The following is a 24039-nucleotide window of genomic DNA, read 5'->3' on the forward strand; positions in this document are numbered from 1 at the left end:
CGGCACCACCGCCCGGAGTAGCTTGCGGCCCATGACCCGCTCCACCGCACGCGCAGTCCTCGCCGTCGTCACGAGCCTGGCCCTGGCCTCCTGCACCGGCGGCACCCCCACGTCCACGCCCGCGGCGCCCACCGAGGCCGACGTCGTGGCGTGGCTGGACCAGGTCTGCGGCGCCGTCGGCGGCACGACGAAGGCCATGGCGGGGGAGCCGTCCATCGACCTGAGCGACCCCGCGAAGCTCAAGGCCGGGCTCTCGGGCTGGCTGACCACCCAGATCACCGCCGCCGACCGGTCGGTGAACGACCTGAAGGCGCTGGAGGACGGACCGCACCCGAAGGCGAAGGAGCTGGTCGGGGCGGTGGAGAACAGCACGGGGGAGTTCAAGGCGGTGCTCTCCGACACCAGGTCGAAGATCGACTCCTCGTCCGACGCGACCGCGGTGGTCACCGCGTTCACCGAACTGATGACCAAGGCCGCCGCGTTCGAGAACACCGGCGCCGACGTGCGCAAGCGCTTCGAGGACAGCGGGCTGGCCGAGCCGATGAAGAAGGCGGGCAAGTGCGAGGAGCTACCCCGGTGACCCGGACCAGGCTGGTCACGGCGGTGCTGGCCGCCGCGGCGCTGCTGACGGCGTGCGGTTCGGACGAGGACAAGCCCCTCACCGACGCCCAGGGCCGGTGGGTCGACGCGTTCTGCGGCGGTGTCCTGCCCGGTCTGAGGGCAGGGCAGGAGCTGCAGGCCCAGGACCCCGCCGACCCGGCCGCGGTCAAGGCCGCCTACCTCAAGCTCGTCACCGCGAACGCCGCCGCCCTCACCGACGCGGTGCGGGAGCTGACCGAGCTCGGCTCACCGTCGGATGAACTGCGGGACGTCCACGACGGCACGCTCAGGTACTTCACCGAGTCCGCGAAGTCCTACGAGGCGGCGAAGGACCCGATCACCGTGCTCGCCGCGGACGCCGGGTTCTGGGACGACGCCGAGCAGGTGCTGGCGAGGACGTCGCAGGTCAGCACGCCCGAACAGCTGCGGGCCACGTTCGACGCGCTGGAGCGGTCGCCCAAGTACGCGGCCGCCGTCGGCCGGTCGCGACCGTGCTCCGAGCTGAAGGCGAAGCAGTAGTCCAACCGGTGTGGCCACGCGTGCGCCACTGGTCACAGTCGAACGCCTGTTCTACTCTGTGGGCCGTGGTGGGGCAGCTGTCCTTCTTCTCGGCCGAGGCGCGCACGCCGGCCAAGGCGGACCTCGCCGGCTTCCTCTGCGGGCCGGGGCAGGCCGTCAGCTTCGCACGCGGCACAGCGGCCCGCGTGTACGTCGAACTGCGCGACGAGTGGCGCTACCGGCCCCTCAAGCAGGCCTGCGACGAGCGCGGCGTCACCTCCGAGCTGTGCGTCGACGACGAAGGCACGCGCTTCGTCCGCACGCCGTTCCGCACCGACCTCACCCCGCTGGCCGCCCACTGGCTGAACGGGACCGCGAAGACGGTGCCCGCCGGCTTCGAGCTGAACGGGGCGGTGCTCCGGGTCTGGGCACTGGCCGCCGGCAGCTGGTCGGAGTCGGCCTACCTGCTCGGTTTGGACCCCAACGCACCCCAGACACACGCACCGTTGCAAAATGCCCTGCTCCAGTCCGGACTTCCGTGCACCCTGGTAGGGGCACCGGCGCTGCGGGTAACCGGCCGCCGACGGCTCGCAAGGCTCGCTGAGCTGGTCGGAAGCCCTCCCCACGGGGTGGCGATGAGCACTTGGCCGGCGGCCTGAGCGGGGCAGTCCGGCGGGGTTGTGTCACTCTGTCTCGTCGAACAGGCGTCGCAGAAGACATGACGGATGGTGTGCTTTTCGGCCGGCGCTGGGCAACACTGGCGGGCCTGGGAACGGGTTTGGAAGAGAGCGGGACGGCGTGGCTGGATCGACACGGACGAGAAAGAGCAGCGGAGGAGCGGGTGGCACCCGACGACTTGTGATCGTCGAGTCGCCCACGAAGGCGCGCAAGATCGCGTCCTACCTCGGCGCCAACTTCGTCGTGGAGTCCTCCAGGGGACACATCCGGGACTTGCCGCGCGGTGCCGCCGACGTGCCCGCCAAGTTCAAGGGCCAGGCCTGGGCCCGGCTCGGCGTGGACGTCGACCACGACTTCGAGCCGCTCTACGTGGTGTCCGCCGACAAGAAGTCGCTGGTCACCGAGCTCAGGGAAGCCCTGAAGGAAGTCGACGAGCTCTACCTCGCGACAGACGGTGACCGCGAGGGCGAGGCCATCGCGTGGCACCTGCTGGAGACCCTGAAGCCCAAGGTCCCGGTGCGCAGGATGGTGTTCCACGAGATCACCGAGTCCGCGATCCAGGCCGCCGCCGCGAACCCCCGCGACCTGGACCAGGACCTGGTCGACGCGCAGGAGACCCGCCGCATCCTCGACCGCCTCTACGGCTACGAGGTCAGCCCCGTGCTGTGGAAGAAGGTCATGCCGAAGCTCTCGGCTGGCCGCGTGCAGTCGGTGGCGACGCGCCTGGTCGTGGAGCGCGAACGCGAACGGATGAAGTTCGTCTCCGCCGGCTACTGGGACATCTCGGCGGTCATGGACGCCGGTGCCGACGCCACGCCGCGTCAGTTCGGCGCCCGCATGGTGGCGCTCGACGGCACCCGCCTCGCGACCGGCCGCGACTTCGGCTCCGACGGCAAGCTCACCGGCAAGGCCGACGTGGTCGTGCTGGACGAGGCGCAGGCCCGTGCCATCGCCGCCGGCCTGGAGCAGGCCCCCGTCCGGGTCGCCTCGGTCGAGGAGAAGCCGTACACGCGCAAGCCGTACGCGCCGTTCATGACCTCGACGCTGCAGCAGGAGGCGGGCCGCAAGCTGCGGTTCTCCGCCGACCGCACGATGCGCACCGCGCAGAAGCTGTACGAGAACGGCTACATCACCTACATGCGCACCGACAGCACGACGCTGTCGGAGACCGCGATCAACGCGGCCCGCACGCAGGCCACGGACCTGTACGGCGCGCAGTACGTCGCCGACAAGCCGCGCCAGTACACCCGCAAGGTCAAGAACGCGCAGGAGGCCCACGAGGCGATCCGGCCCGCCGGTGAGGTGTTCCGCACGCCCGGCCAGGTGGCCTCCGAGCTGGACTCCGACGAGTTCAAGCTCTACGAGATGATCTGGCAGCGCACGATCGCCTCCCAGATGGCCGACGCGCGCGGCAACACGACCAGCGTGCGGATCGTCGGCAAGGCGGCGACCGGCCAGGAGGTCACCTTCGCCGCCTCCGGTCGCACGATCACGTTCGCCGGCTTCCTCAAGGCCTACGTCGAGACCGTCGACGCCGAGGCCGGTGGCGAGTCCGACGACGCCGAGTCGCGGCTGCCGCTGCTCGCCAAGGACCAGGCGCTGACGATCGCCGAGCTGTCCCCGGACGGCCACACGACCTCACCGCCGTCGCGCTACACCGAACCGTCGCTGATCAAGACGATGGAGGAGCTCGGCATCGGCCGCCCCTCCACCTACTCGTCGATCATCAGCACGGTCCAGGACCGCGGCTACGTGTGGAAGAAGGGCGCGGCGCTGGTCCCGTCCTGGGTGGCGTTCGCCGTGGTCGGGCTGCTGGAGGTGCACTTCGGCCGCCTGGTCGACTACGACTTCACCGCCGCGCTGGAGGACGAGCTCGACGGCATCGCCGCCGGTCGCCAGCAGCGCACGACGTGGCTGTCCGGGTTCTACTTCGGCGGCAGCGTCGGCCCCGACGGCTCGATCGGCCGCTCCGGTGGCCTGAAGAAGCTGGTCGGCACGGGCGTCGAGGACATCGACCCGCGCGAGGTCAACTCGATCCCGCTGTTCAGCGACTCCGAGGGCCGCACGGTCGTGGTCCGCGTCGGCCGGTTCGGGCCGTACCTGGAGCGCGAGGTCGACGGTGCCGCGCAGCGCGCGAACCTGCCAGACGACCTGCCGCCGGACGAGCTCACCGCGGAGATCGCCGAGAAGCTGTTCTCGACGCCGCAGGAGGGCCGCTCGCTGGGCACCGACCCGGTCTCGGGCAACGAGATCGTGGCCAAGGAGGGCCGCTTCGGCCCGTACGTGACCGAGGTGCTGCCCGAGCCGGAGGAGAGCACGCCGAAGTCGAAGCTGCCGAAGCCGCGCACCGGCTCGTTGTTCAAGTCGATGTCGCTGGACACGATCACGATCGACGACGCGCTGAAGCTGCTGTCGCTGCCGCGGGTGGTCGGCAAGGACCCGGAGACGGGCGCCGAGATCACCGCGCAGAACGGCCGCTACGGCCCGTACCTCAAGAAGGGCACCGACTCGCGGTCGCTGGCCGACGAGTCGCAGATCTTCACGGTCACGCTCGACGAGGCCCTGAAGATCTACGCCGAGCCGAAGAAGCGCGGCCGGGCCGCCGCCGCGCCGCCGTTGCGGGAGCTGGGCAACGACCCGGTGTCCGGCAAGCCGATGGTGATCAAGGAGGGCCGCTTCGGCCCGTACGTCACCGACGGCGAGGCGAACGCGTCGCTGCGCAAGACCGACAGCGTCGAGTCGATCACCGACGAGCGCGCGGCCGAGCTGCTGGCCGAGAAGCGCGCCAAGGGCCCGGTGAAGAAGAAGGCACCGGCCAAGAAGGCGACGACGGCGGCGAAGAAGCCGGCGGCCAAGAAGGCCCCGGCGAAGACGAAGAGCTGACGTGACGGGGGTGGCGGGTGCCGAGCTCTGACTTCGGTCCGGACGGGACGCAGGCCCCGCCGCCACCCCCGCTGTTCCCCGACCCGCTCGCCGGGCTGGTGACGGCCGACACGTGGGTGGCACCCCAGTGGTCCTCGCTGCGGACCGCGTCGTTCTCGTCACGTGTGGCGGTGCCGACACCTCCCGATCCCACCGAGCAGGTGCGGCAGGCCGTCCAGGCCCAGCTGGAACAGGAGCGGCGGCGCCCGCAGAGCCGCCGGCCACGACCGGGGCAGCAGGCCGCGCAGTGGCCGCAAGTGCCTGCCGCACAGGCGCAGCAGCCCGTGCAGAAGCCCAACACCGCCGCTACCGTGGTCGGCTGCATCGTCGTCCTCGGCTTCTTCGTGCTGGTGCTCGTGAGCGTCCTCGGCGCGATCTTCAGCGGATAGTGACCTTTCGACGCCGAGAGTCCGGCGTCGTCACCCACTACATCCGGTTACCCTGATCGCACCCGCACGGGCGAGCAGAGGTGACTGAGATTCAGGACGCGGACACACCAGCGACGCAGGCAGACCCGGCCGGGTCCGCCCAGTCCAGCGTGTCCACGGTCCACCGGCTGCGGTCGGTGCTCGCGATCCGGCCGTTCCGCCGGCTCTGGCTCGTCACCTACCTGTGCAGCGTCGGTGACTGGCTGTCACTGCTCGCGTTGACCGGTCTGGTCTCCGAGATGCTGAACAGCTACCAGTGGCAGTCGTTCGCGCTGTCGCTGGTCGTGCTGACCCAGCTGCTGCCCGGCATCCTGTTCGCCCCCGTCGGCGGGGTGCTCGCCGACCGCTTCGACCGCCGCAAGGTCATGGTCGTCTGCGACGTCCTGCGCGGGTCGCTGTTCATCTCGATCGCGCTGATCGGGTCGCCGATCTGGCTGTTCGTGGCGAACTTCCTGGTCGGCTGCTGCGCGATGCTGTGGATTCCGGCCAAGGAGTCGGCAGTGCCGAACCTGCTGCGCCGGCCCGACCAGGTCGAGTCGGCCAACCAGCTCGGCCTCGTGATGACCTACGGCATCTCGACCATCAGCGGGTTCGGCCTGTACTCGCTGATCGCGGGCGTGCCGGCGTACCTGAACCTGCAGGGCGGCGACCTCGAGTTCCGCATCGCGACCATCGCCGTGATCATCAACGGCCTGCTGTACTTCACCTCCGCCGTCCTGATCGCCACCCGGCTGCCGGAGCTGTCCGGCCGGGCCGCGCGGCAGAAGAAGGAGGTCGACGCCGACAAGCCGGGCTTCGTCGCGATGTTCCGCGAGGGGGTCAGGTTCGCCGCCGCGACGCCGCTGGTCCGCGGCCTGGTGATCGGCATGATCGGCGCGTTCGCCGCGGCCGGTGTCGTGATCGCGACGGCGAAGCTCTACGCGACCTCGCTCCTCGGTGGCGCGTCGACGTTCGGCCTGCTGTTCATGGCCGTGTTCCTCGGGCTCGCGGTCGGCATGGCGACGGCACCCCGGTTCGCGCGCAGGCTCGCCTACAACCGGCTGTTCGGCGTGACGATCGTCGGCGCGGGCGTCACGTTGACGCTGGTCGCGCTGGCCCCGAGCCTGTGGCTGGCGCTGCTGATGGTGTCGCTGGTCGGCCTGTGCGCCGGCGTGGCGTTCCTGACCGGTCTCACGATCGTGGGCTCGCAGGTCGAGGACGAGATGCGCGGCCGCACGGTGGCGTTGATCCAGTCGTTGCTCAAGGTCGTGCTGTTCGGTGCGTCGGCCGGTGCTCCGCTGCTGGTCGCGGTGCTGCAGAAGCGCACGGTCAGCATCTTCGGCCACCCGATGGAGGTCGACGCGACCCGTCCGGTGATGCTCGGTGGCGCGGTCATCGCGATCGTGCTCGGTCTCGTCGCCTACCGGCAGATGGACGACCGTCGCGAAGAGCGCGTGCTGTCGTCGTTGTTCGCCGCCATCCGCGGACGCTCGCGCACCAAGGGCCTGCTGATCGCCGTCGAGGGCGACACGCGTCAAGACACATCCGTGCAGGCCCGTCGGCTCGCGGCCGCTCTTCGCGTCGAGGGGTTCGAGGTACTGCTTGCCGCCGACCCCGAACACGACGAACGCCGTCTGCGCACGATGCTGTCGTCCGCCGAGCTGGCCGGCGTGCGCGCGCAAGCCCTCGTCGCCGCCGCCGTGCGCGCCGACGTCGTCGAACGGCAGGTGCGTCCCGCGCTGGACGAGGGGTCCATCGTCGTGATGGAGCGCTACGTCGACTCGCCCCTGGCGCACTTCAGCGCGACCGGCACCCTGGAGCACCAGGAGCTCGAAGGCCTGGTCGAGTGGGCCACCGGCCGCCTGCGCCCGGACCTGACGATCCTGCTCGACCGCCCGGTGTCCGACGGCAAGGCGATCGGCCTGGAACAGCACTGGCGGGTCCAGCGCCTGCTCAGCGAGATGGCCGCCGCGAACCCCGACCGCTACCTGGTGGTCGAGACCGACGGTGACGCCGACACGACCGCGCACCGCGTCCACACCGCCGTGCTCCCGCTGCTCGCGTCCCGCAAGAAGGTGCCCGCGGAAGCCCCCGCCCCGACGTCGTGACCGGCCCGGCCGCTGGGAGACTGCACCCATGAGCGTGTGGGACGAGGTGGTCGGCCAACCCGACGCGGTGGCAAGCCTGTCCGCGGCGGCCGAGGCAGCCGCCACGATCGTCGCCGGCGGCACCCCGGCACCCGGCGTGATGACCCACGCCTGGCTCTTCACCGGCCCACCCGGCTCCGGCCGTTCGTCCACGGCCCGTGCGTTCGCTGGCGCGTTGCAGTGCGTTGTCACCGATGACCGTCCAGGCTGCGGTGAGTGCACCGGCTGCCGCACGACCCTGCACGGCACCCATGCCGACGTGCGCGTCGTCATCACCGAAGGCCTCTCGATCTCCGTGGCCGAGATGCGTTCCCTCGTGCAGATCTCCGCCCGTCGCCCCACGTCCGGCCGTTGGCAGGTCGTCATCATCGAGGACGCCGACCGCCTCACCGAGGGCGCGGCGAACGCGCTGCTGAAGGCCGTCGAGGAACCCCCGGAGCGCACCGTCTTCCTGCTCTGCGCCCCCTCCGACCACCCGGAGGACGTCTCGATCACCATCCGCTCGCGCTGCCGCCTCGTCCCCCTCGGCTCCCCCCGCCCCCCGGCCATCGCCTCAGCACTGGAAGTCATCGACGGCGTGTCCCCTGAGATGGCCTCCTGGGCCGCCTCCGTGTGCGGCGGCCACGTGGGCCGCGCCCGCCGCCTGGCCGTCGACCCCGAAGCCCGCGAACGCCGCGAGGCCGTCCTGCGCATCCCCTTGGCCCTGCGCAAACCCGCCGACGTCTTCACCTGCGCCGACGAGCTCATCAAGGCGGCCGAGGAAGACGCCACCACCGCCAACGAGGCCCGCAACGAGGCCGAACGCACCGCCCTGGAAACCGCCATGGGCGCCGGCGGCACCGGCAAGGGCACCGCAGCCGCCACCCGCGGCGCGAAGGGCGCGTTGAAGGACCTCGAAAAGCGCCAGAAGTCCCGCGCCACCCGCACCCAGCGCGACTCCCTCGACCTCGCCCTGGTCGACCTCGCCGGCTTCTACCGCGACGCCCTGGTCACCAAAACCGGCTCCGAGGCGTCCCTGATGCATCCCGACCGCGCCACCGACTCGCGCACCGCCGCCGCCCAGTGGTCGCAGGAGTCGATCCTGCGCCGCCTGGAGGCCGTGCTGTCCTGCCGGGAGGCGATCGAGGTGAACGTGAAGCCGCGCATCGCGATCGAGGCGATGGTCACCACGCTGCACCGCGGCTGACGCGCGGTTCTGGGGTGCCGCTGGCCCGCCCCAGCAGGTGCACCCGACTCCGCCACGCCAGCGTCAGTTCGGAACACGACGCGGCCGGCGTCGGACCGGGAGCGCCGCCACCACCACGACCCCGACGAGCAACAACCCGGCCCCGGTCCAGAACAGCGGAACCGACTGGTACGCGGCGTTGGTGTAGGCGAGCGGCGGTGCCTTCTTGGGCGGCGCCGCCGCACCACCCGGCTCCTGCGGAGCGTTCGTCTGCGGCGGCTGTGACGTTCCGCACACCACGCCGCCCTGCGGTGCCGCGGCGCGGACGATCTGCTCGCCGAGCGAGATCTGCGCGAGCGCGGTGGGCAGGTTCGGGAGCTTCAGCTTGTCCGTCGGCAGGAGCTGCACGTCGAGCATCCGCGCGGTCGCGCCGAGCTGGTAGCCGGTGAAGCCGTTGCCGGAGAAGGCGGCCTTCTTCTCGGTCAGGCCCGCGATCTGCAGCTTCACCACGACCAGGTCGAGCAGCAGCGGCACGTCCAGCACCGGGTGGGCGGCGTCGAGGGTGCCGAGGTCCTTGCCGTTCTGGCTGACCTTGAGCACCGGCGCGGTGTAGCTGATCGTCGAGGTCTTCTCGTCGCCGGTCGCGGTGGCGGTGAGCGTCGGCGGGGTGACCACGTCGATCTTCAGACCGCCGGCGAGCTCGATGCTGACCGCCCGCATCGTCGACGTGGACGCGACGGCCTTGTTCTTGCTGCCCGGCAGGTCGACGAGCCGGACGGCGGAGCTCGCCTCGAACGTGTCCGGGATGCTCACCAGCCCGGTCTTGGGCGCCAGCGGCACCTCGGCGGGCAGCGCGCTCAGCACCTGCAACCCGGCCAGCGACGTCGTGGCCGTGGCGAGCGGGCTGATGCACGGCCCGACCTCCTCGTCCCACCGCGCCTGCACGCTGCCGTTGAGCACGCTCAGCTTCGCGAGCGGCGTCTCCGGGATCGGCAGGCCGCCCTTCGTGGGCTGCGGGTTGTCCGGAATCGCCGTCTGCACCAGCGTTCCCGGCGTCTGCGGCGCCCGACCGGCCACCGCGAACCCGAACGGGTTGGCCTGCGTGACCACGCGTTCCGTCGCCAGGAACGCCTCGGTGTTGACCTGCGCGCTCGACAGCCCCAGCCCGAGCTCGGTCACCGACTGCTTCGGCAGCTGCTCACCGAACCCCGGCAGGATCGTGCTCGTCGGAACGCCCTGCGGCCCGAGCCGCACCACCGCGAGCCCCGTGCCCGCGTCACCGACCGCGTGCGCCAACGGCTGCGGCCCGTTCGGCGACGACGCCGGCGGCTGGTTCGGGTCCCTCGGCCCCGGCACCGGTGTGGTCGGCGGCTGGGCGAGTGCCGGCCCTGCGGCGAGTGCCAGCAGCAGACCGGCCAGCGGCACGGAGAACGAGCGACGCATGAACCACTCCTCGACGCGGACTAGGAGACGGTGACCTCGGTCACGGTCAGTTCAACGATGCCGACCCCCGTGAGTGACGGGTCCACGGGTCAGCTATAGTTATCGCGTCTCGCCGCCTTAGCTCAGTCGGCCAGAGCGGCTCACTCGTAATGAGCAGGTCATCGGTTCGATTCCGATAGGCGGCTCGGTGAGACGGAAGGGCCAGGTCAGTTCGCTGACCTGGCCCTTCTGCTGTTCCAGTGCCTATCCCAGCACGTCCAGCACCCGGCACATGTCGTGAAACCCCTCCACGCACGCCTCCGCCACGGCCCGGTGCCGGTGTTCCGTCCGGGCGAACTCCAGCAGGAAGTACGGGTCGAGGTCGTCCGGACGGTCCACAAAGGCCTCCACGACCACCCCGGTCACCAGGTTCTCGAACCGGCAGTGCTCGCCGTGCTCGTGCACCGACCACGCCTCGTCCACGGCGTCGGAGGCCAGCGCCACGACCAAAGCCCGTGTGGTGGCGCGGAAGTCGGCGATCAACGCCTCCACGGCCGGCCGCAGCAGGGTGAGCTCGTCGTCGGAGATGAGCCGCAGCACCAGGAGTTGGCGTTGCCCGCCGATCACCGCGACGTCCGGTGGCAGCACGGCGCGCAACGCGGACGCCGCCTCGGTCGCCGCCTGCAGGCCCGCGGTGAGCGGGATGCGGAACGGGTGCCCGCGGGTCAGGTCCACGGGCGGCACCTTAACCGCAGGTCGCCAGCGCCTTCTCCAACGCCGATCGCTCCGCCGGTGCCACCGTCAGGGCGTAGGCGGTCTTCACCGTCACGTAGATCCGCCCGTACGAGCACGCGTAGGCCGCGTTGGGCGGCATCCACTCGTCGGGCGTCTTGTCGCTCTTCGACTGGTTGACCTTGCCCGAGGTCGCCACGAGGTTGCGCAGGTCGTTCGCCGCCGCCACGCGCTTCTCCGCGGGCCAGGCCGCTGCTCCGCTGCGCCACATCTCGGCGAGCGGCACCACGTGGTCGATCTGGATCGAGGACACCTTGGTCACCTGCGAGCCGGTGTAGGGGTCGTCCAGAGTGCCGGACTGCACGCCGCAGCGGCCCGGTTTGCGTTCCACGGCGGTCAGGTCGCGGGCGAGGACCTGGCTGCGCTGGTCGCAGCCGTCGCCGTCCACGTCGGACCAGGGCCGGCCGAACACGCAGGCGCCGGGGCAGTCGCGGTCGTAGCCGCGCAGCGTTCCCGGTGCGCCCGCCGGCAGCGAGGCGAGCGAGGTGCGGGCCGTGGCGGCGTCGAGCGTGCCCTCGGGCACTCGGTCGACCTGAGCCGAGGTGGGGAGCGCTGCACACCCGGTGAGCAGGAAGATGAGCAAGATCCACCGCATGGGGTGGGCATACCCGCCGCGCGTGGCGGTCATGGCGGCCCATCGGCCTAAATCCCGGGGACGAATGGGTCGCGACGACGCCCGGGCTGCTCGACGAAGTTGTGCGGAAGTGGGTAGAACGGCAGGCATGAGAACCGCCGTGGCGGCCGCCGCCCTGCTCCTGCTCGTCACCTCGTGCTCGAGCGAGCCGGAGCTGCCGCCGCGCGAGCTGCCCCCGGTGGGTGCCGTGTTCGACTACCAGATCGGCGGCGCCTACCAGCCGGACGTGCCGGTGAAGATCGTCGTGCGGGACCGCAGCAAGACGCCGGACGGGCGGCGCTACAACATCTGCTACCTCAACGCCTTGCAGACGCAGCCAGAGGGCATGGAGGGCGGGCTGGGGTGGTGGCGGCAGCACCACGCCGACCTGCTCGTCAAGAAGCAGGACGGTCAGCCCGCCATCGACGCGGAGTGGTCCGAGGGCATCCTCGACATCTCCACCGAGGACAAGCGCGCCCGCATCCTGGAGATCCAGAAGAAGTGGATCAAGGGCTGCAAGCAGTCGCTGTTCAAGGGGATCGAGCCGGACAACCTCGACTCGTACACGCGCTCGGACGGGGCGTTCGACCTCGGCGCCACCAAGGAGTTCATGAAGGGCTTCGTGCGGTACGCGCACGAGCAGGGGCTCGCGGTGGCGCAGAAGAACACCGCCGAGCTGGGGACCGCGGGCAGGCAGGAGATCGGCTTCGACTTCGCGATCACCGAGGAGTGCCAGGTCAACGACGAGTGCGGGCGCTACGCCGAGGCGTTCGGCGACAACTTCATCCAGATCGAGTACACCGACGACGGGTTCCGGAAGGCCTGCGCCGATCGCGGCGGACGGGTCTCCGTCATCCGCCGCGACCGGAACGTCGTGCCGTACGGGCACGGCGACTACGTCTACGAGCTCTGCCCGCCCGGGGTCTGAGCCAGGAACGCCTGCCACTTCTCCGCCTGGCCGGTCGCATCGCCGAACAGGTGGTGGCCGACCGCGTTGGTGCCGTGGAAGCGGTAGAGGCCGTCCTGCCCGCGCACGCCGAGGAACCTGTGCGCGTCGTGGCGCACCACGTAGTCCACGACGCCGTGCACGCCGAACGGTTCGAGGGAAACCTCGTCGCCGACCTCCGCGTTCTCCGGGATGCCGAGCGCGCGCATCAGCACCGGCCAGTTGTCGGCGCCCTCCGGCTGCGGCGGCCACTGCGCGAACACGTACGTGCCGGGCCGGCCCGCGAAGTGCCGCACGTACTGGGCCAGCGTGAACAGGTACATGTCCCAGCCCTTCGACTGCTGGTCCACGAACTCGTCGCCCCAGCCGTCGCCGAGGATGCCGCTGTGCACGAACCGCAGCACGGTCGAGCCCTGCTCACGGCCCTCGACCAGGAACTCCATCGCGTGGAACGTGCCGTCCTCGCCCTTGTCGCTGGAGTAGGCGAGGTGCTTGCCCGGCTCCCAGGCCGTGATCGTCGAGCTCTCCTGGAAGAAGCCCAGGTCGAGCGACATGCGGCCGCCGAGGCGCCCGTCGACGGTGTGCGGGCCCATGAACCACGAGTCGATGCCGGGTCCGGTCGCGATGGCGTCCCAGACCTGCTCGGGGGTTCCCCCGACCTCGACTTCCTTGCTGATCTCGAACTCGCGGGTCACGACTCCTCCTCCTTGGCGCTGACGCTCGGGTGCAGGGCGACCACGATCCGGTGTGGACGGCCCTCTTCTGCCTGCTCGTCGTGGTACTTGGCGACCAGGTGCGCCACGCAGCCCGCGAGCTCCTCCGCGAACGCCGCCCGGTCGGCCGCCGTGGCGAACCGGACCTCGCCGTCGAGCGCGAACGTGGCGAGCCGCTTCTTCGCCTTCGTCGCCCCGGTGAGCAGGGTTCCGACGTCGCGCACCAGCCTGGCCGCGACGGCGAGCAGCCACCGCGCGGACAACCGGTCGGGTGAGCGAGCTGGGTCGGGCTGCACGGCCGCGAGCGCGGTCGGGGAGATGACGTAGGACGCCGCGGTCGCCTGCAGCAGGCGTTCGTTGACGTTGCCCTTGCGCCGTTCCTCGACCAGCTCCACCAGGCCGTGCTGCTCCAGCGTGCGCAGGTGGTAGTTCACCTTCTGCCTGGGCAGACCCACCTTCGCGGCGAGCATGGTCGCCGATCCGGGTTCTGCCAGCTCCGCGAGCAGCCGCGCCCGCACGGGGTCCAGCGACACCTCGGCCGCGGACGGGTCCTCGATCACCGCCACATCGAACATGCACCCACGGTCGCACCGAAAACAAAATTAGTCAAGAACGGTCGTGCTGTCGGTGACTTTGCTCCAGCCGGGTGGCTTTGGGACCGGTGCCGTAAGCGATGTCTCGATTGGTCGTTGCTCGTTCACAACCTCCAGGGAGACAAGATGACCATGATGCTCGTCCTGACCGTGCTCGCCTTGCCGTTCGCCCTGAACGCCGCGAACGTGGGCAGGCGCAGGTGGATCCGCAAGCAGGGCGTGGCCAGGGTGCGCGCCGGGCTCACCGCGTTCCACGCCGAGCTGGCGCGCCAGGGCCTCAGCCACTCCTCAGGGCGCTGAGCACGTCCCCCGACGGGGACAGCCGGGTGACGACGTCGCCGTAGCGGTCCAGCAGCGCGGCCGCGACGCCCTCCGCGGACGACCCCACGACGGCGAACTCCGCCAGCACGTCGTCCGTGACCAACGCGCTCATCTCCGCCCACTGCTGCCGCCGCGACATCCGGTGCAGCTCCTCGTGCAGCTCGCCCCAGCCGTGCAGGTCCAGCACCGCCCTATACGCGGGCGTCGACCCGTAGAACGCGATCTGCCGCTTGACGTCGGCGATCTCCTCGTCGGTGGTCGCGGCGAACACCGGGCCGCTGATCTCGAAGCCCTCCAACGACTTCCCGGCCTTGGCGCGGCCGCGTTCGAGAGCGGGCAGCGTCACCTCGCGCAGGTAGCGCGGCGTCGTGAAGTTGTGGCACAGGAAGCCGTCGGCGACCTCGCCGGCCACCTCCGTCATCCGCTCGCCCACGCCCGCCAGGTAGATCGGCGCGGTGCCGTGCGGGTTCGGACCGGGGTTGAAGAACGGCGTCATCAGCGCGTGCGTGTAGAACTCGCCGCGGAACGCCAGCCGCTCGCCGGTCTCCCACGCGTGCCAGATCGCCCGCAGCGCCAGCACGAACTCCCGCATGCGCGCGGCGGGCCTGCTCCACGGCATGGAGAAGCGCTTCGTGATGTGCGCCTCGACCTGCGAGCCCAGACCGAGGTTGAACCGGCCGCCCGACAGCAGCCGCAGGTCGTTCGCCGTGGTCGCGACGGTCATCGGGTTGCGCGCGAACGCCACCGCGATGGCCGTGCCCAGCTCGACCCGCTCGGTGGCCGCGGCCGCGCCGGCGAGCGCGAGGAACGGGTCGTGCTTGGTCTCGGCGAGCCAGAACCCGTCGTAACCGCGGTCCTCCGCCCGCTTCGCGATCGTCCCCGCGTCGCCGGGGGTGTAGTCGACAGCGCTCCAGTCCAGCTTCATACCGGCGAGGTTATTGGCCGTGGGCCGCGGTGCGCGTTATCGGCGCGGTGCTTCGCAGGCGATGCCGTTGCGGTTGCCGTCGAGCTCGACCCGGTAGCCGGGCTGACCCCAGGGGATCGGCGCGGCACCGGCCCGCCAGGCGTCCTCGCAGGAGGCGAAGAACACCGGCTTCGGCTTGGGCGTTGTCGTCGTCGGCCCGGGAGCCGGCGCGGGCGGTGGCGGCGGTGGGGGAGGAGGCGGTGGCGCGGGCGTCTCGGTGACGTCCCTGCCGTTGCACGGCGGGCCCCAGAACCCGAGCGTGCCCTTCACGGCCGCCGCCTCGGCCTCCTTCATCGCCGCCGTCGCGGACGCCGTCGCGCGGCCGGCGCCGTTGCCCAGCGCGAGCAGGGCGTAGTCGGTGCCGTCGGAGAGGGTCAGCGCACGCGACTCGGGGTCGAAGCGCACCTGCTGATCCAGCAGCATGCGCGCGGCGAAGTCGCTCGCCGCCCTCGCCCAGCACGCGCCGGGCGAGGCGAGACCGCCGACCTCGACGGTCCTGCCGTCGGACAACGTCACCGCGTGCCCGTTGACCACGGTCTGGACCGTGAGCTCCAGCTTGGCCGGCGGGACCGACGCCGTGGTGGTGACCGGCACGTCGACCGGCACCGCCACCGGAACCGGACGCGCGTGCTGCGCGTTGCCCGTGCACCCCGCGCACAGGGCGGCAAGCAGCACTCCGCCCGCAGTTCTCCACCCCGACATGGGGGCGAATATGCACCCGGCCCGGAGTGTGGCCAAGGTTACGTATTCCGCCGCGATCGGTTCACGCGGAGACCGTTTCGAGACCTGGAACCGCGCAGGTCAGCTTGTGCGGACCGGCTTGAGCGTCCAGACGACGACCATCTCGCCGGTCGTGACGCCCTCGGCGTTGGTGATCGTGACGGTCACCGGGAACTCCGGGCGGGTGCCGCCGTCGAGCTCCGCGAGCACCTCGTCGGCGGAGCGGCCGAGCACCGCCTCGGCCTTGAGCGGGCCCATCGCGAGCTTCCTGTACGCGATGTCCGCGCGGGCGACCAGCGGCGTCGCCTTGGCCATGTGCTGGGCGAACGCGGCCATGACGACGGCACCGGAGGCCGTCTCACCGAGGCCGAACATCATCGCGGCGTGCGGGCCGCCGACGTGGTTGCGCAGCGTCTCGTCGTCGGGCAGCGACGCGACGACGCGCGTGGCGGAGACCTCGTCGAAGTCGATGCCGGTGGTCTTCACGTACGGCACGGCCTGCTTCATGGCGTCGGCGATGAACGAGACGTCTTGGCTCATGAGCACGGATGCTACTCGCGAGTAACCCACTCGGCTACCCGCCAGTAACCGGACATACCACACTTTCCTGGGGTGTGACTCGAAACTCGCTTGCACATCGGCGTACCGAGATGGATGCTTGTAGCGAGCAACTAGTTGGGTGATACAAGCAACGAGGTGGGCGATGTCAGATCCGGGCGGGTGCGTCAACGGCGTCACCGGTGTCGGCGTCGATCCCGAGCACGAGCTCGCGGACCGCGTCGGCATGGCGATGGTGCGGCTGAACAAGATGCACGCCCAGGTCTCCCACCAGATGGCGAAGCAGGGGATGGACAAGTCCGCCTTCGTGCTCCTCGCGACGCTCTCCGGTCTCGGTGAGTGCCGTTCGAGCGCGCTCGCGGAGGCGGTGCTCTCCGACCCGTCCACGGTCAGCAGGCAGGTCGCCGGGCTGGTCAAGGACGGGCTCGTCGAGAGGCGTGCTGACCCGGCTGACGGCCGGGCCAGTGTTCTCGCGGTCACCGGAGCGGGCCGCGAGCTGATCTTGAAGCGACGCCGGATGCGCAACGAGGCGCTCGAGCAGGTGTTCGCGGACTGGGCCGACGAGGACTTCAAGGGCTTCGCGGACCTGTTCGAACGCTTCGTCCACGACTACGAGCGCACGATTCCGGCGCTTATGACCGAACGCGGGACGGGGACCCGCGCAGGAGGGGAAGACCAGTAATGTCAACGACAACCGATGCGACACCCACGCCAGGGGTTTCCCTGACGCATCGCCAGATCATGACGATCCTGTCCGGTCTGCTGCTGGGCATGTTCCTCGCGGCGCTGGACCAGATGATCGTCTCCAGCGCCATGAAGACCATCGCGGACCAGCTGCACGGGCAGACGCTGCAGGCGTGGGCGACCACCGCCTACCTGATCACCGCGACCATCACGACCCCGTTGTACGGCAAGCTGTCCGACATCTACGGGCGCAAGCCGATGTACCTCGCGGCGATCTCGCTGTTCCTCGTCGGCTCGCTGCTGTCGGGCATCGCGACTTCGATGTACGAGCTGGCCGCGTTCCGCGCCGTGCAGGGCCTCGGCGCCGGCGGTCTGATGTCGCTCGCGTTCGCGATCATGGCGGACATCATCTCGCCGCGGGAGCGCAACAGGTACTCGGCGTACTTCATGGCCGTGTTCGGGTCGGCCAGCGTGCTCGGCCCGGTCATCGGCGGCGTGTTCGCCGGTCTCGACACCTTCATCGGCGTCACCGGGTGGCGCTGGGTGTTCCTCGTGAACGTGCCGATCGCGCTGCTCGCGCTGTTCGTCGTCGGCCGCGTGCTGAACATCCCGCACAAGCGCGTCGACCACCGCATCGACTTCGGTGGCGCGGCCGCGCTGACCGTCGGCCTGGTGCCGCTGCTGATCGTGGCCGAACAGGGCCGCGAGTGGGGCTGGGCGTCCGCCACGGCGATCACCATGTACGTGGTCGGCGTCCTGGGCCTGCTGGCGTTCGTGTGGGTCGAGAACCGCATGGGCGACGAGGCGCTGCTGCCGATCCGGATGTTCCGCAACCACACGTTCGCGCTGGGCAACACGATCAACTTCGTGCTCGGCGTCGGCATGTTCGGCGGCATGGTCTCCATCCCGCTGTACCTGCAGATCGTGAAGGGCGTCTCGCCGACCATGTCCGGTCTGATGCTGCTGCCGATGACGTTCGGCATCATGTCGGCCACCGCGACGGCCGGCCGGATCACCTCGAAGACCGGGCGCTACAAGATCTTCCCGATCATCGGTGCCGGCCTGATGTCGATCGCGCTGTTCCTGTTCAGCACCATCGGCACCGACACGCCGAACTGGCTCGTGATGGTCTACATGTTCATCATGGGCGCGGGCCTGGGCCAGTGCATGCAGACGCTGCTGCTGGCGATCCAGAACGACGCCGAGCCGCGTGACATGGGCGTGGCGACGGCCTCCGCGACGTTCTTCCGCCAGATCGGCGGCACCGTCGGCACCGCGGTGTTCCTGTCGATCCTGTTCAGCACGGTCGGCGACAAGATCGCGTCCGGACTGCGGTCGGCGATGCAGACCGAGGCGTTCAAGTCGGCGCTGGCGCACAACCCGGAGTTCGCGAAGTCGCTGCAGAACGCAGGCGGGTCCGGTGTGGACATCAACAACACCGAGTTCCTGAACAACCTCGACCCGGTGCTGGCGCGGCCGTTCCTCGACGGCTTCTCCGGTGCGATCGACACGGTCTTCATGACCGGCGGGATCGTGATGGTGGCGGCGTTCGTGCTCGTGTGGTTCCTGCGCGAGAAGCCGCTGTCGAACAGGTCGGGCCTGGAGCGCGTCGCCGACGCGGAGTCCGTGGCCGTCTAGGGACGCGAGAACGAGAAGAGGGGCCGCGCTGATCCAGCGCGGCCCCTCTCCCGTGCGTGCCTCAGTGGCCCTCGCCGTGCGCCTCGGCGTCCTTCAGACGCTGGTAGGAGCGCTTGATCTCGGCCTCGGCCTCGGTGCGGCCGACCCAGGTCGCGCCCTCGACGCTCTTGCCGGGCTCCAGGTCCTTGTAGACCTCGAAGAAGTGCTGGATCTCCAGGCGGTCGAACTCCGCCATGTGGTGGATGTCGCGCAGGTGCTCGTGCCGCGGGTCGTCGGCCGGCACGCACAGGACCTTGTCGTCGCCGCCCTTCTCGTCGGTCATGCGGAACATGCCGATGGCGCGGGCCTTGATCAGGCAGCCGGGGAACGTCGGCTCCTGGACGAGAACGAGGGCGTCCAGCGGGTCGCCGTCCTCACCCAGGGTGTCCTCGATGAACCCGTAGTCGGCCGGGTACTGCGTAGACGTGAACAACGTGCGGTCGAGGCGGATGCGACCAGTCTTGTGGTCCACCTCGTACTTGTTGCGCACGCCCTTGGGGATCTCGATCAGGACGTCGAACTCCACTGGTCCTCGCTCATGTAGCCCATTCGTGACGCCACTAGTGTGGACCACGACGCCCTGTCAACCCTCATCGGAGCCGCGGCTGGCGGGTGTGAGATTGCCCGTACCGAGCTGACGGAGGCCCTTGTGCCGGACGACCCCCAGTGGCCGACCGACGACGACGACACCATCCCGGAGTCGCCGGCCACCACCGTTCCGTCGCAGGTCACCACACCTTCACCCGAGCGCCCGACGCTCGCGCTCCCGGTGGCCCCGGTGCTCACGGCACCGTCCACTCCGGAGCCTCCGTCGTCCTCCCCGCTGCCCTCCGCGGACTCTGCCCCTGTCGAGGCGTCTTCTGCTGGTTCCGACCCGGCTGACGGGCCTGCGACCTCAGCGAACGGCGGTTCAGCGGAACCATCGGGTGAAAATCCGAGTGGTGATGCTCACGACGGGATTGGTCTGAACGGTCGCGAACCGGCTTCGACCTCGTCTTCCACGCCTGCCGACGCTGCTGCGGACGCCGTTCCCGAGCAGAGCACCACCGCGCTCCCGGTCCCCGTCGCGGAGGAGCCCTCCCCTCCGGAGCCGGACTCCCCGGAACCCCCGGAAGCCTCGGAACCCGAACCGCCCGCCGAGGCCGAGCCCGACACCGCCGCCGACCCGGACGCCGAGCCCGATCCCGCCTCGCAGGCCCCCACGACCCCGGAGCCGGAACCCGCTGCGCAGCCGGCCGCACCTGAGTCCGCCGAGCCAGAGCCCGCTCCCGCCGTTGACGCCGAGCCCCCGGCACTGCCCGACGGCGCGACGATCCAGGTCCCGCTCCCCACCCCGGACGGCGCGACGGTCCAGGTCCCCCTCTCCGTCATCCCGCCCGCACCTGCCGACCCACCGCGCGCAACCCCGGTGCGCGTCACCCCGTCCAAGGACGGCGACGGCGCACCCCGCGTCGAACCCGCGCCCACGGTCGAACCGCCCAGCGACCAGACCCGCGTGGTCCCCAAGCCGACCACCGCGGAACCGGAGCAGGACGAGCAGCTGTCCCGCTCCGGCCAGTTGGAGCTCGGCCCCCCGCCCCCGGCTGAGCCCTCGCCCGCCGAGTCCCCGCGCACCGAGCAGACCCGTCCGGAACAGCCCCGCACCGAGCAGCTGCGGTCGGAACCGGCGCGTCCGGAGCAGTCGCGTCAGGACCAGAACCAGCCGGATCAGCGCCGCCAAGACCAGCAACAGGGACAGGCACGGCCGGGCCAGGCCCGTCCTCAAGGCCGTCCGGACCAGGGCCGACCCGGTCAAGCCCGCCCAGGCCAGCCCCACGTCGGCAACCCCGCACCCGGCAACCCCGCACCTGGCCAATCCGCGCCCGGCCAGCCGCGCGGAGGCCAGTTCGGCCAGGGCCAGGGACGCCCTGACCAGCACCGGCCGGGTCAGCAGCCCCGCCCCGGCCAGTACCGCCCTGACCAGCGACCGGGCCAGCGCACCCCCGACCAGCCGTGGCCCTCCGCTCTGCGCCAGGAGCCTCAGCGTCAGGAGCCGCAGCACCAGGACCCGCCCACCCGGCAGAACCTGCGTCCGGTCAACCAGCGCCAACACCCGACGCCACCCCAGCAGCGCCACGACGCCGCCCACCCGGCGACCGTCCGCCTGGCCCCGGTGAAGCCGGCCGAACCGCGAGAAGAAGAGCCAGAAGCCCTCCCCGGCTACGACGAGGAACCCGAAGACCGCCTCAACGACACCAAGAACACCAAGAACACCCAGGACGACCAGCCGAAGAAGAGCCGCAAGCCCCTGGCCGTCGTCCTGGCCCTGGTGGTCGTGGCGGCCCTGGCCGGCGCCACCGTCTACGCGGTCAACGAGCTCGGCGGCACCGAGGCGGTCGAGACGAAGCCGCCGGCCGCGCCGGTCAACGTCCAGCCGCTGGTCAAGCCCATCAGCGCGCAGGGACCGGCACCGACTCCGCAGGGGATCAGGCAGGCACTGGCCGGTCCGGCGGCCAGTGGTGCGCTCAGCCCGCTGACGGGCAGCGTCGTCGACCCCTCCGCGGGCACCGTCCTGTGGCAGCAGGGGGACACGACCCCGGCGACGCCCGCGTCGAGCCTCAAGGTGCTGACCGCGGCGGCCGCGTTGCTGGAGCTGGACCGGACCGCCCAGCTCAGCACCAAGGTGGTGCAAGGGTCGGAGCCGGGCACGGTGGTCGTGGTCGGCGGGGGTGACCCGACGATCTCGGCGACGCCGGGCAGCAGCGTCTACCCCGGCGCGGCGTCGTTGGACGACCTGGTCAACCAGGTCAAGGCCAAGGGGCCGGTCACCAAGGTCCTCTACGACCTCGGGCGGTACGCGGGCGAGCCGATGGGGCCGCAGTGGGAGACCGCCGACATCGCGGGCGGGTCGGTCACGCCGATCGTGCCGTTCATGGTCGACGGTGGGCGGCTGGACCCGAAGAAGGTCGACGGGGCCCGCACGCCGACGCCCGCTCAGCAGGCGGCGGACGCGTTCGCGGCCAGGCTCGGGGTCACGGCGGCGGCGGGTGCGGCACCTCCGGGGGCGCAGACCGTCGCCGAGGTGAAGTCGGCGCCGGTGGAGCAGCTCGTCGACAACATGATGCAGATCTCCGACAACGTGCTCACCGAGGCCATCGCCAGGGAGCTCGCGATCAGGACGGGCAACGAGCCGTCGTTCGCGGGTGGGGTGAAGGCGGTCAGGGACGTGCTCACCAAGCACGGGTTCGACCTCACCGGGGCGAACTTCGTGGACGGCAGCGGGTTGTCGGCGACGAACAAGATCCCGGCGAAGCTGCTGACCGACGTCCTCACGGCGGCCGCGAAGCCCTCCATGGACGACAAGACCGCGAAGCTGCGGCCGTTGCTCACGGCGTTGCCGGTGGCCGGTGGCAGCGGCACGCTGGCCGGGCGGTACGACGGGGCCGCCGCGCGCGGCAAGGGCTGGGTGCGGGCCAAGACGGGCACGTTGACGGCCGTCAACGCGCTCGCCGGTGTCGTGGTCGACGTGGACGGGCGGGTGCTGGTGTTCGCGTTCATGTCCGGCAACCCGGGCAATCCGGACACCGAGGTGCGGCCGGCGCTGGACGTGCTGGCGGCGGCGTTGCGAGGCTGTGGCTGTTCGTAGCGGGGCGTGCGCAGGTAGCGTCGGCGGGGTGAACGGCGCGACGGAGGCAGAGCTCGGCCCGGTGGACTGGGAGCTGGCGGTGGCGACCGCGACCCGGCTGGTGCGGCCCGGTCCGGTGGTCGGCAGAGACGAGGCCGGGCACGTCGTCGGCCGGTTGCGCGAGCTCGCACCGCAGGCCGAGGTGCACGTCCGGGAGCTGACCGGGCTCGGTCAGGGGCTGCCGTTGCTGCCGGGTGAGGTCGTGGACCGGCCCGCCTGGGTCAAGGCGGCCGCGCAGGGCCTGGAGGCGCTCACGGCTCCGGCGATGCCGCGGCAGACGGGTGCGATGGCGGCGGTCCTCGCGGGCACCGCGGGCGTGCAGGCCGGTGTGGTGCTGTCGTTCCTCAGTTCGCGGGTGCTGGGCCAGTACGACCCGTTCAGCCCGAGCGACCAGCTGGCCGGGCGGCTGCTGCTGGTGGCGCCGAACATCGTGGGCGCGCAACAGGCGCTGGACGTCCCGGCGGACGACTTCCGGATGTGGGTCTGCCTGCACGAGTGCACGCACCGGCTGCAGTTCACCGGGGTGCCGTGGCTGCGCAGGTACTTCGCGGAGCAGGTCACGACGCTGCTGTCCACAATGGACGAGGACAGGGCGCCGCTGCCGGAGGTCATCCGCGACTTCCGCACGAAGCTGCGCGCGGGCGACGGTCCGATCGGGCTGATCGAGCTCGTCCAGTCACCGCAGCAGAAAGCGGTGCTGGACCGGCTGATCGCACTGTCCACTTTGCTCGAAGGCCACGCCGACCACGTGATGGACGCCGTGGGCGAGGCGGTCGTGCCGTCGGTGTCGACGATCCGCAGCCGCTTCACCGTGCGGCGCAAGGGCGGCGGCCTGCTCGACCGGGTCCTGCGCACGCTGCTCGGCGTCGAGGCGAAGGTGCGGCAGTACGCGGAGGGCGCGGCGTTCACCGAGTACGTCGTCGAACGCGTCGGCATGGACGGCTTCAACGCCGTCTGGACCAGCGCCGACACCCTCCCGACCCGCGCGGAGATCGCCGAGCCGATGACCTGGCTGCGCCGCGTCTCCCCGTGAGCGCGGCCTCGTGAACGGCCCGGTCTCCGAGGTCAGGGCCGCTGTCCGGCGGTTCCTCGACGAGGTGCGCCCGGACGGCGTGACCGTCGCCGTCTCCGGCGGCGCCGACTCGCTCGCACTGGCCGCCGCGACCGCGCGGCTGGTCCCCGGTGCGCGGGCCGTGGTCGTCGACCACCGGCTCCAGCCCGGCTCGGACGAGGTCGCGGCACGTGCGGCGGGCATCTGCGCCGACCTGGGGTTGACGGCACGCGTGGCGCCCGTCGACGTCACGGGTCCCGGCGGTCCCGAGGCGGCCGCGCGCAGGGCCCGGTACGCCGCCCTCAAGCCGGAGAACGGCGTCGTGCTGCTCGGCCACACGCTGGACGACCAGGCGGAGACGGTCCTGCTGGGCCTCGGCCGCGGCTCCGGTCCACGCTCGATCGCCGGCATGCGCGCCTATGACCCGCCATGGGGCCGACCGCTGCTGAACGTCTCCCGCGCGACGACGCGTGCCGCGTGTGTGGAGCAGGGCATCGAAGTGTGGGACGACCCACACAACAACGATCCGTCGTTCACCCGTGTGCGCCTGCGGGCGGAAGTGCTGCCACTGCTCGAAGACGTGCTGCAAGGCGGTGTCGCGGGGTCGTTGGCGCGCACTGCGGCGCAGCTCAGGGAGGACTGCGACGCCCTCGACGAGCTGGCGGAGGCCTTTGCGGGCGACTGCTGCGCCGTGGCCGACGTCGCGGAGCTGCCGGCGGCACTGCGACGCAGAGTGCTCAGGTCGTGGCTCCTCGACGAAGGCGTGCCGGAACTGTCCGATTCGCACCTGCGCCGGGTGGACGCACTGGTGAGTGAATGGCGTGGTCAGGGCGGTGTCTGGCTACCCGGCGGCTTTGTCGCGCGCCGTGCGCATGGCAGGCTCCAGGTGGAACCGGAGTCTTAA

General features: G+C 71.0%; 23 protein-coding genes and 1 tRNA gene. 15 read left to right on the top strand and 9 right to left on the bottom strand.

Annotated elements, in window-relative coordinates; genetic code table 11:
• Nucleotides 1-31 precede the first annotated feature (31 nt).
• The 7 genes from AB0A63_RS04165 (at nt 32) to AB0A63_RS04195 (ending at nt 8438) form a co-directional block, all read left to right on the top strand.
• Nucleotides 32-580, top strand: coding sequence for a hypothetical protein (locus tag AB0A63_RS04165; protein WP_360385154.1), 549 nt, complete (start codon nt 32-34; stop codon nt 578-580).
• Nucleotides 577-1119 carry a hypothetical protein gene (locus AB0A63_RS04170; protein ID WP_360385156.1) on the top strand — a complete coding sequence of 181 codons (543 nt, stop codon included), beginning with the start codon at nt 577-579 and terminating at the stop codon, nt 1117-1119. Before AB0A63_RS04165 ends, AB0A63_RS04170 begins: the two co-directional genes overlap by 4 nt.
• 65 nt (nt 1120-1184) lie before the next feature.
• Nucleotides 1185-1757 (top strand): hypothetical protein, encoded by a 573-nt coding sequence (locus AB0A63_RS04175; RefSeq protein ID WP_360385158.1) that lies wholly within the window; start codon nt 1185-1187, stop codon nt 1755-1757.
• Between the two features lie 139 nt (nt 1758-1896).
• The gene (gene topA, locus AB0A63_RS04180; RefSeq protein ID WP_360385160.1) at nt 1897-4659 is read left to right on the top strand and encodes a type I DNA topoisomerase; all 2763 of its coding nucleotides are present in this window, start codon (nt 1897-1899) and stop codon (nt 4657-4659) included.
• Between the two features lie 17 nt (nt 4660-4676).
• Nucleotides 4677-5087, top strand: coding sequence for a hypothetical protein (locus tag AB0A63_RS04185; RefSeq protein WP_360385162.1), 411 nt, complete (start codon nt 4677-4679; stop codon nt 5085-5087).
• Between the two features lie 80 nt (nt 5088-5167).
• Nucleotides 5168-7213, top strand: a complete 2046-nt coding sequence (locus AB0A63_RS04190) for an MFS transporter (protein ID WP_360385164.1) — start codon at nt 5168-5170, stop codon at nt 7211-7213.
• Between the two features lie 28 nt (nt 7214-7241).
• Complete coding sequence (locus tag AB0A63_RS04195; RefSeq protein ID WP_360385166.1) at nt 7242-8438, top strand: DNA polymerase III subunit delta'; 1197 nt, start codon at nt 7242-7244, stop codon at nt 8436-8438.
• 63 nt (nt 8439-8501) lie between these two features.
• On the opposite strand, the gene AB0A63_RS04200 is transcribed toward AB0A63_RS04195, so the two are convergent.
• Nucleotides 8502-9860 carry a hypothetical protein gene (locus AB0A63_RS04200; RefSeq protein WP_360385168.1) on the bottom strand — a complete coding sequence of 453 codons (1359 nt, stop codon included), beginning with the start codon at nt 9858-9860 and terminating at the stop codon, nt 8502-8504.
• Between the two features lie 111 nt (nt 9861-9971).
• Here AB0A63_RS04200 and AB0A63_RS04205 point away from each other — a divergent pair.
• Nucleotides 9972-10045, top strand: a tRNA-Thr gene (locus tag AB0A63_RS04205).
• A gap of 58 nt (nt 10046-10103) precedes the next feature.
• Here the strand turns inward: AB0A63_RS04205 and AB0A63_RS04210 are convergent.
• Nucleotides 10104-10574, bottom strand: a complete 471-nt coding sequence (locus AB0A63_RS04210) for a hypothetical protein (RefSeq protein ID WP_360385170.1) — start codon at nt 10572-10574, stop codon at nt 10104-10106.
• Between the two features lie 10 nt (nt 10575-10584).
• Nucleotides 10585-11226: an HNH endonuclease family protein gene (locus AB0A63_RS04215; RefSeq protein ID WP_360385172.1), complete on the bottom strand. Its 642-nt coding sequence runs from the start codon at nt 11224-11226 to the stop codon at nt 10585-10587.
• Nucleotides 11227-11353: 127 nt separating this feature from the next.
• Here AB0A63_RS04215 and AB0A63_RS04220 point away from each other — a divergent pair, with 127 nt between their 5' ends.
• Complete coding sequence (locus tag AB0A63_RS04220) at nt 11354-12172, top strand: endo alpha-1,4 polygalactosaminidase (protein ID WP_360385174.1); 819 nt, start codon at nt 11354-11356, stop codon at nt 12170-12172.
• Here the strand turns inward: AB0A63_RS04220 and AB0A63_RS04225 are convergent.
• Both AB0A63_RS04225 and AB0A63_RS04230 read right to left on the bottom strand, forming a co-directional pair.
• The gene (locus AB0A63_RS04225; protein WP_360385176.1) at nt 12145-12885 is read right to left on the bottom strand and encodes an SRPBCC domain-containing protein; all 741 of its coding nucleotides are present in this window, start codon (nt 12883-12885) and stop codon (nt 12145-12147) included. The genes AB0A63_RS04220 and AB0A63_RS04225 overlap by 28 nt on opposite strands.
• Nucleotides 12882-13478, bottom strand: a complete 597-nt coding sequence (locus AB0A63_RS04230) for a helix-turn-helix domain-containing protein (protein ID WP_360385178.1) — start codon at nt 13476-13478, stop codon at nt 12882-12884. Before AB0A63_RS04230 ends, AB0A63_RS04225 begins: the two co-directional genes overlap by 4 nt.
• 144 nt (nt 13479-13622) lie before the next feature.
• On the opposite strand from AB0A63_RS04230, the gene AB0A63_RS04235 reads away from it, so the two are divergent.
• Nucleotides 13623-13796 carry a hypothetical protein gene (locus AB0A63_RS04235; protein ID WP_360385180.1) on the top strand — a complete coding sequence of 58 codons (174 nt, stop codon included), beginning with the start codon at nt 13623-13625 and terminating at the stop codon, nt 13794-13796.
• Here the strand turns inward: AB0A63_RS04235 and AB0A63_RS04240 are convergent.
• The 3 genes from AB0A63_RS04240 to AB0A63_RS04250 form a co-directional block, all read right to left on the bottom strand.
• A complete protein-coding gene (locus AB0A63_RS04240) occupies nt 13774-14742 on the bottom strand; it encodes a TIGR03617 family F420-dependent LLM class oxidoreductase (protein ID WP_360385182.1) in 969 nt (322 codons plus the stop codon). The genes AB0A63_RS04235 and AB0A63_RS04240 overlap by 23 nt on opposite strands.
• A 36-nt stretch (nt 14743-14778) precedes the next feature.
• The gene (locus AB0A63_RS04245; protein WP_360385184.1) at nt 14779-15483 is read right to left on the bottom strand and encodes an excalibur calcium-binding domain-containing protein; all 705 of its coding nucleotides are present in this window, start codon (nt 15481-15483) and stop codon (nt 14779-14781) included.
• Between the two features lie 99 nt (nt 15484-15582).
• Complete coding sequence (locus AB0A63_RS04250; RefSeq protein WP_360385186.1) at nt 15583-16041, bottom strand: DUF4442 domain-containing protein; 459 nt, start codon at nt 16039-16041, stop codon at nt 15583-15585.
• A gap of 163 nt (nt 16042-16204) precedes the next feature.
• Here AB0A63_RS04250 and AB0A63_RS04255 point away from each other — a divergent pair, with 163 nt between their 5' ends.
• Both AB0A63_RS04255 and AB0A63_RS04260 read left to right on the top strand, forming a co-directional pair.
• The gene (locus tag AB0A63_RS04255) at nt 16205-16741 is read left to right on the top strand and encodes a MarR family transcriptional regulator (RefSeq protein WP_360385188.1); all 537 of its coding nucleotides are present in this window, start codon (nt 16205-16207) and stop codon (nt 16739-16741) included.
• Between the two features lie 59 nt (nt 16742-16800).
• Nucleotides 16801-18381 carry an MDR family MFS transporter gene (locus AB0A63_RS04260; protein ID WP_360385190.1) on the top strand — a complete coding sequence of 527 codons (1581 nt, stop codon included), beginning with the start codon at nt 16801-16803 and terminating at the stop codon, nt 18379-18381.
• A 61-nt stretch (nt 18382-18442) separates the two neighbouring features.
• Here AB0A63_RS04260 and AB0A63_RS04265 read toward each other — a convergent pair whose 3' ends face one another.
• Nucleotides 18443-18946, bottom strand: a complete 504-nt coding sequence (locus AB0A63_RS04265; protein WP_360385192.1) for an inorganic diphosphatase — start codon at nt 18944-18946, stop codon at nt 18443-18445.
• 882 nt (nt 18947-19828) lie between these two features.
• On the opposite strand from AB0A63_RS04265, the gene dacB reads away from it, so the two are divergent.
• From dacB to tilS, 3 genes are read left to right on the top strand one after another with little or no spacing between them, the layout of a single operon-like run.
• Nucleotides 19829-22045: a D-alanyl-D-alanine carboxypeptidase/D-alanyl-D-alanine-endopeptidase gene (gene dacB / locus AB0A63_RS04270; protein WP_360385194.1), complete on the top strand. Its 2217-nt coding sequence runs from the start codon at nt 19829-19831 to the stop codon at nt 22043-22045.
• A gap of 28 nt (nt 22046-22073) precedes the next feature.
• Nucleotides 22074-23117 (top strand): zinc-dependent metalloprotease, encoded by a 1044-nt coding sequence (locus tag AB0A63_RS04275; RefSeq protein ID WP_360385196.1) that lies wholly within the window; start codon nt 22074-22076, stop codon nt 23115-23117.
• Between the two features lie 10 nt (nt 23118-23127).
• The gene (gene tilS / locus AB0A63_RS04280; RefSeq protein WP_360385198.1) at nt 23128-24039 is read left to right on the top strand and encodes a tRNA lysidine(34) synthetase TilS; all 912 of its coding nucleotides are present in this window, start codon (nt 23128-23130) and stop codon (nt 24037-24039) included.

The organism is Lentzea sp. NPDC042327 (genome assembly GCF_040647275.1).
Classification (GTDB): Bacteria; Actinomycetota; Actinomycetes; order Mycobacteriales; family Pseudonocardiaceae; genus Lentzea.